A 7,699-nucleotide genomic window follows, 5' to 3' on the forward strand; every position below is an offset into this window, starting at 1 on the left:
CGCTGGCACCCAAGGGTTACGAAAGAAACTGTTTCCCACGCTAAAATCGAGCCGTTTGCTCATCGGCAAATTGGCCGCAGGAAGCGAGTAAGCATTCGGCCCAGCTTTGGTTGTACTGGTTTTGCCACCCGATTTCACCTCATCGGCATAAACGGGGTTGGCAAACAAGGTTAGGAGCGCGACGGTAAAAAACGATCTCATTGGGCTTTTCTCAATATTTTTATTCAGTGTAAACGTGGAAAAGGGCTCATCTGAGCCCTTGGATTTTTCATCTTATTATTAGAATTCGTGGTCTGCAGTATCTGGATTAAGGTTATCAATCCCAATCACTGAAGCGGTACGTTCTATCGAAGCGGTTTGAGCCACTAAAGCCATAATGGCTCCATTGACTATCGCGTTGCCTTGAGGATTGTTAGCCGCGATCAATTGATCGAAATGCTGATTATCTTTTTCAGCCGACGTGACTAATTTACCGACTTCAGCGCGCGCACTGTCAAACTGCTTTTGAATCTCTTTGGCTGCTTGTGCATCCTTTTGTGCCACTAAATCATTCAGGCTTGGGCCTGTTAGTACCTTTCCGTCTTGACGCTGGTAAGAACCCGTATAAAGGTTGTAAATACCTTGTTCATTATAGTAATGAGAGTTATGGGTATTATCCGAGAAACAATCGTGCTCATCTTCAGTTGAGTTTGCTTCTAGCGCCACTTTCATACGCTCGCCCGCTAATTCGCCCAGTGATAAAGACCCCATACCAAATAGCATCTTACGCAAACCATTGTCTGCTGATTCCGCAAGCAATTCATGACGGTAATTGGCTTTTTCATCCGCAGACCACTGTTTTTCCATCCATGCCAAATCTTGCACGAGCAGTTGAGCAGCCGCTTTTAAGTATTGAGCACGGCGATCACAATGGCTATTGGTGCATTCGCTACCCACGACAAAATCCGTGTAAGCACGAGCACCGGCTCCCGCATTGGTGCCATTTAAATCTTGGCCCCACAGTAGGAACTCAATGGCATGATAACCTGAAGCGACGTTAGCTTCAGAGCCACCAATTTCGTTTAAGCTGGCAATCAGCTCTGGTGTGATAGTGGAGACATCAATCGTTGTCGCACCAATTTTCAACGTTTGGTTGGCAATGATGTTAGCGCTGGCGCCTTCATTGCCCAGTTCATATTGGTAATCAGTAGCGACGTAGTCAATCAGCCCTTCATCAAGAGGCCAAGCATTGAGTTGCCCTTCCCAATCGTCAACAACGGCATTGCCAAAACGGAAGACTTCGGACTGCTGGTAAGGCACTCGCGATGCTAACCACGCTTGTTTCACCTCTTCCAACTTAGCCGCCGAGGGAGTCATCAAGAACTGATCGATTGATTTTTCTAATGATTGAGCGGTCGTCAGCGAATCAGCAAACACGGCATGGGCAATATTGGCATAATGTTCGACCACCTGCTCCTTAGTGACGGTAGCCGCAAATGACGCACTACTTGCGATGGCAAGTGAGGCAGCAATTGACTGAATAAGAAGCGTGTTAACTTTCATGGGAGCATCCTTGTTGAGGCGATTTGAGCGTTATCTTATAGTAGTGCTAATTATTATCATTTGCACTTAGTCGCCGATAATACAAATTATCCATTTTTTTGCAAGGTAAAAACGCCAAAAACCTCACCGAAATGAGGTTTTTGGCTGTCATCTATAAGTCTGAATTATAGTTTTAAGTTGTGTTTGCCATGGGAAACTTTGGCCTTGAGGTAATTTTCATTACCCGACTTAATATGTGCCGCGGTATTCACGACCTCTACAATTTCAATACCATGCTCCTTCAGCTCACGACTTTTTTTAGGGTTATTAGTGACTAAGCGAATCTTGGTCACATTTAACGCTTTCAACATCTGCGCCGCTTCAGTGAAATCACGCAAGTCGTCACCAAAGCCAAGATGATTGTTGGCTTCATAGGTATTCATCCCCGCACTTTGTAAGCGATAGGCATCAATTTTGTTGTACAGACCAATGCCTCGACCTTCTTGACGCAAATAGAGGATAATGCCGCCAACTTCGCCCATTTTATTAATGGTTTCTTCTAATTGTTCACCACAATCACAGCGTGATGAGTGAAAAACATCGCCCGTTAAACACTCTGAATGCATACGGACTAAAGGAGTTTCCTGAGTAACATCAGCGGATTTAAAAATGACCGCAACATGTTCTTTGTCTGTTTTCAGTCCTCTAAAAGAGAGTATTTCGGCGTCAATATTGCTTTTTAGACCGACTTTGAAATCCACTCTGGCTCGTACTTCCGCCATATCTACACTCACTTGAATAATTGCTTGTTGCAATGCTGAATTGATTTGCATTCGAATTGACCCATTGATGACCTAACTATGGGGATAGATACTCCCCTTTTCAATAAAAAGATCACTTGCTGAGAAATGTTATAATATAACAATTTTCAGCAATCAAAAGAAAAAATCTCACCACTTCACGTTATCTTGTTCAGTTCAAAGACAAAACACGTTGATTATTAGACTATATTCCATAGTCAGGACTCACACTCAACATCCAAAATAAGGAAAAATCATGCTGATAGGTTTCGACATTGGCGGCACCAAAATTGAAATTTGCGTACTGGATAAATCAGGAAACCCCCTCTTTAAACACCGAACCCCTACCCCACATGAGTACGAGCTTTTTCTAAGCACCTTATGTCAACTGGTTGCAATGGCCGAAAGCGAAACGCAAACTCACTGCCAAATCGGGATTGGACTTCCCGGAGCCATCAGCCCAGCGACAGGGCTTATCAAAAATGCCAATTGCACTTTTTTAAATGGTCGAGATTTAAAAGCCGATCTATGCGCTCGCCTGCAGCGCAACGTTGTGATTGCCAATGATGCCAATTGCTTTGCGCTGTCTGAAGCGGTCGATGGTGCCGCCAAAGATGGCAACGTAGTCTTTGGCGCGATTTTGGGCACAGGTTGCGGCGGCGGTATTGTAATCAACAAGCAGGTATTGGTCGGTGCGAACGCCGTATGCGGTGAGTGGGGGCACAATCCGCTGCCAAGTTTTACCAATGAACGTGATGGGACTAATCGCCACTGTTATTGCGGACGCGATAACTGCATTGAACTCTTTATCTCCGGTTCTGGCTTAACAAAGAGTGCTCAGTTGATTGGTCAACAAGAGTGGAATGCAGCCGAAATAATCACTCGCTACCAGCAGCAAGACCCACAAGCAACAAAGCTTTATCAACAATTGATTGATCAAATGGCGCGCAGCTTTGCTTGCATCGTCAATGTGTTGGATCCTGATGTGATAGTGCTTGGCGGAGGATTATCAAACGTAGCATCGCTGTATGTTGATCTACCGCGGGCAACAGCGAACTACGTTTTTTCTGATAGTGCACAGATTGTGTTTACCCAAGCAAAATATGGTGACAGCAGCGGCATCCGTGGTGCAGCTTGGCTAGGTTTGAACTAGCAGAAAGTGATTAAAGTCACAACTTTAGTCATCGAAAAATTAAGTAAAGCAAGTGTTTTACATATTAAATGACTGATATTTAAAACATACACTCCTAATTCTGTTTATATTTCACATCAACACACAAATACAAATGATAGTAATTACCATTTAGATCCAATATCATTGCGCACAGCTTGAATCTGTTATTGATGAATAAGGTAATAACTCAGATGTACACTAAAACACTACTATCAGCCTCCATATTGCTAGCGCTTTCCCCTGCTGCTCTCGCAGAAGAAGTTTCTCGATTCGATGAGGTTGTTGTTTCGGCAACGCGAACTTCTCAAACCATCGAAAATACCGCCGCTTCTGTTGCTGTCATTTCGAGCAAAGACATTGAAGCCAATATGGCAAAAGATGTCGCAGCTATCCTTGAATATACCCCTGGAGTTTCAACCAATAGCTCATCTCGCCAAGGTGTACAGACCATCAATATTCGCGGCGTAGAAGGTAATCGAATCAAAATCATGGTTGATGGAGTCACACAAGGCCAAGCATTCGACGGAGGTCCTTACTCTTTTGTCAATTCGAGCGCTATCAGTATCGATCCCGATATGGTAAAGAGTGTTGAAGTCATCAAAGGTGCGGCGTCAAGCCTTCACGGCAGTGATGCCATTGGTGGTGTCGTCGCTTTTGACACCAAAGATCCTCGTGATTTCCTAAAAGGAGACGCAACCACAGGTGGACAAGCAAAGCTTTCCTACTCTTCAGAAGATAAATCTTTCAGTGAACATATTGCCATTGCAAATAGAAGTGGCAATTTAGAGACCTTGGTCGCCTATACTCGCCGTGATGGACAAGAGCAACAAAATTTTGCAGATCGTAAAGAAGATTATTCGATAGAGAGTCAAGATAGTGCAAAAAATGACTTGCTACTTAAGCTCCAATATCAACTGAGCGATGCTCACCGCTTGGAGTTCTTTGGTGAAGCACTGCATAACAAAACAGATTCTGATATCGCTCATTCCAGTTACAAAAACTATCATGGTCAAGATACAACGAAACAGTATCGCCTTGGCATCAAACACATTTGGCTAGCTGACTCTGCCATCGCAGACACCATCACTAGCCGAGCATCTTGGCAAAGCAAAGAAGATAACGGCTTAACGCACCGTTTTCAGCCAGCATCGTCAGGAAGGCCTCCTTACACTCCAGCCAATGCGGACAACCAACAAACCAAAGATTACTTCTATAATGAAGATAAAATTGAATTAGAAACGCAACTGGATAAGTTAGTTACCTTAGGTCAAACCGAACATAACTTTATTTATGGTTTAAGTTTTGCTAGTAGCGATATTTCAAATACCAATACAGAACTCAACTCGGATCCTGCAACGCCAAATCAAGTTTTGGTTTATACACCGGATGCTGCAGACCAAAAAATCGGCCTCTTTGTTCAAGATGAGATCACCCTTTTGAGCGGTAATTTGATTGTCACACCAGGCCTTCGTTATGATTCATTTAGCACCGATCCCGGTGGTAGCACCACAGAACCTCTCGTTAAATTTGACGATTCAGCACTCACCAGCCGTCTTGGCGCACTGTACCGTATCAATAATCAACATTCAGTATTTGCTCAAGTCAGCCAAGGCTTCCGTGCCCCTAACTTTACTGAGCTGTACTACACGTATGACAACATTGCTCACCGTTATGTGAACGATCCAAACCCATACCTTAAGTCAGAAACAAGCTTGGCCTATGAATTGGGTTATCGTCACAATACAAACGTCTCGGCAACTGAAATTTCTGCATTTTATAGCGACTATGATGATTTCATTGAACGAGTTACAACTAAGAAAGTGAACGGAATAACCCACTACTCCTATGTCAACTTAAGTGAAGCGACGATCAAAGGGATTGAATTATCAAATCAATTAAAATTGGATCAATTAATTGGAGCGCCGAATGGTATGTCAACACGCCTAGCGGCAAGTTATAGCAAAGGTGAAGATGGTAACGGACGTCCATTGAACAGCGTAAACCCATGGAATGTTGTCGCAGCACTAAATTATGATGATGAAAGTACCACTTGGGGTACTAGCCTGAAGTTGAATTATACTGCTGCGAAGTCAGCCGGTAATATCAACCGTGACCAACTTAATAGCGGTACAGAAAACCAAGTTGAACTGCCGAGTGCGACCATTGTCGATATCACCGCTTACTTTAAACCAATGCAAGATGTCACTATTACTGCGGGCATATTTAACTTAACCGACAAAGAGTACTACCGTTGGAATGATATCCGCGGTAAAACAAACTTAGATAACGACTACTCTCAAGCTGAGCGTAACTATGCTATTACCGCTAAATATGAGTTTTAGCGATTAAACCATTATTCACAAAGCCAGCGTTATGCTGGCTTTGTTGTTAATAAAAAAGGCTAGATAACTAGCCTTTTCTTACAATGTCCAATGTATCTTGAGCGATTAAGATTACGCGTTGGAAATTTTCTTATGCCCTTCATCAAGGTGCACAAAATCAACCATGTCATCACCAGACACTTGATACGCCTGGCCAAAGCCTTTCACATAAAGACCTTTTTCTACTTTCAACTGGAATAAAGCAAAGTCTTGCAGCTGGCTTAAGCCGTCAATGATCTCGCCAAAACGAGCTTGCATTTGACCAATGACTTGCTGCCATAATGCCGTTTCACGTGGTACGACACTCGCAACGGCGTCAAACGTCAGCCGTTGACGCGCAAAAATCTGTTTTGATGAGCCTTCGTCTGCAATCATCATCAAGGAGACGTGCGGGTTCACCTCCAAGTTACGCGCATGACGAGCGATGTGCGAAATCAGCACAAAGTAACCTTCTTGGTTTTGTACAAATGGCGCGTAACTCACATTCGGACGGCCTTCCGCGTCCACTGTAGCCAATTGCAATGTACGACGTTCTTGACGAAACTCTTGGATTTCAGGTTCCAATCGTCCTTGTAATCGCTCTTGTTTGATCTGCTGATCCATGACTTTCTCCTCGACCCTTTCGCACTGCGTTCAGGGCTTATCGTTATATCAATATTATTGGTTGGAATGAACGTCTTGTTGTAATGCTCTAAAACGTGCAACTTGCTCTGCAATCAGTTCGCGCTTTTCATCTCGGCCTAGATAAATTTTAAAAATGTTATCGCCTTGCTCACTAAAGAAACCAAAGTAATGACTTTCACGTCCCATAAAAGGCTTGCTGACTAAAGCAACGTGCTGGATGGATTCCAATTTTAAGTGGCCGTGTAACTCGCCCTCTTTACCCATCAAGTTATAATAGCCACGAGCCAACTTCCCTTTTGGAAAAGGTGCTTTCACTTCAAATATAGAGCCAAAAGAGTGGACAATCGTTGTGACCATTCCCCAATCCGCTAACGATTCCAACAGCGATTGAGCTTGAGCACCATCAACAATCGCAACCATCTCTTTAGGCAATGCCTGCACCACTTCAAATTCAGTCACATTCAACTCTTGCGCCATCGCTGCCGGCAATAAGGTCGGTTGTTGCTCTAATAAAGAGGCCACTTTCTGTTCAAGTAAATCCATATTCATTTCCAGTTCGTTCTTCGCTTTAAATCGCCTTACGCTGGCTCAGTACATCACATTAATCGCCACTAAAAACCCGATCCAGTAAGTAAAGTTATGGCAAAGGTGAATTAATTCAGATTGTTTATGATTAATTGTGGTTGATAGAAAACCCTGTGCTAACAAGGCGTTTCTAACTCATCTTTTCAAATTCATAAAATCATAATTTGATGTAAATGATAATGCAATTGATAATTGATCTTATTTGAATGATAGGTAATAATCCTCTCTCTGAACGCTTTGTTTTTATATGGAGTACCACGTGAATTTCACTAGATATCTTGTCGCTGGCAGTCTATCTCTCGCGATTCACGCGGCGATCTTGTTTGTTGATGACGAATCAAAAGTGTTTGCCATGCCTGCGGGAAATCAATCCACCTCAGTGTCGATTAACTTTGTGGCTCAACCTCAAGCTCAGGTAGTACAAGAGCAAGCAACAAAAACCCCACCTCCAGAAAAGAGAGCCAACAAGCCCAAACCAGCAAAAAAAGAGCCGCAAAAAGTGGTGCAGAAAAAGAGCCTGTCAAAACCGGTAAAAGACAAACCGGCTCCTAAAATACCGACAAAATCAGCACAAGTGCAAACTCCTGTAAAGGAAGCTGTGACATCCTCTGTAG

Annotated in this window: 6 protein-coding genes and 2 pseudogenes; 3 read left to right on the plus strand and 5 right to left on the minus strand. The window is 43.4% G+C overall.

Annotated features, from left to right (window positions below; all coding sequences use genetic code 11):
• From AACQ21_RS02485 to AACQ21_RS02495, 3 genes and pseudogenes are all read right to left on the minus strand, one after another.
• Nucleotides 1-201: pseudogene (locus tag AACQ21_RS02485) on the minus strand (di-heme oxidoredictase family protein); the annotation flags it as partial.
• Nucleotides 202-279: 78 nt separating this feature from the next.
• Nucleotides 280-1,542, minus strand: coding sequence for an imelysin family protein (locus AACQ21_RS02490; protein WP_105976848.1), 1,263 nt, complete (start codon nt 1,540-1,542; stop codon nt 280-282).
• A 164-nt stretch (nt 1,543-1,706) separates the two neighbouring features.
• A complete protein-coding gene (locus AACQ21_RS02495; RefSeq protein ID WP_013856740.1) occupies nt 1,707-2,354 on the minus strand; it encodes a GTP cyclohydrolase II in 648 nt (215 codons plus the stop codon).
• 223 nt (nt 2,355-2,577) lie between these two features.
• On the opposite strand from AACQ21_RS02495, the gene AACQ21_RS02500 reads away from it, so the two are divergent.
• The gene (locus tag AACQ21_RS02500) at nt 2,578-3,474 is read left to right on the plus strand and encodes an ROK family protein (protein ID WP_105976849.1); all 897 of its coding nucleotides are present in this window, start codon (nt 2,578-2,580) and stop codon (nt 3,472-3,474) included.
• 212 nt (nt 3,475-3,686) lie between these two features.
• Nucleotides 3,687-5,837, plus strand: a complete 2,151-nt coding sequence (locus AACQ21_RS02505; protein WP_105976850.1) for a TonB-dependent hemoglobin/transferrin/lactoferrin family receptor — start codon at nt 3,687-3,689, stop codon at nt 5,835-5,837.
• A gap of 111 nt (nt 5,838-5,948) precedes the next feature.
• Here the strand turns inward: AACQ21_RS02505 and hutZ are convergent, their stop codons facing one another.
• Both hutZ and hutX read right to left on the minus strand, forming a co-directional pair.
• Complete coding sequence (gene hutZ, locus AACQ21_RS02510) at nt 5,949-6,479, minus strand: heme utilization protein HutZ (protein ID WP_017044790.1); 531 nt, start codon at nt 6,477-6,479, stop codon at nt 5,949-5,951.
• 54 nt (nt 6,480-6,533) lie between these two features.
• Complete coding sequence (gene hutX / locus AACQ21_RS02515; RefSeq protein WP_047691815.1) at nt 6,534-7,043, minus strand: heme utilization cystosolic carrier protein HutX; 510 nt, start codon at nt 7,041-7,043, stop codon at nt 6,534-6,536.
• A 301-nt stretch (nt 7,044-7,344) separates the two neighbouring features.
• On the opposite strand from hutX, the pseudogene AACQ21_RS02520 reads away from it, so the two are divergent.
• Nucleotides 7,345-7,699, plus strand: a pseudogene (locus tag AACQ21_RS02520) (energy transducer TonB); the annotation flags it as partial.

This window comes from Vibrio sp. V01_P9A10T6 (assembly GCF_963877065.1).
Lineage (GTDB): Bacteria > Pseudomonadota > Gammaproteobacteria > Enterobacterales > Vibrionaceae > Vibrio > Vibrio anguillarum.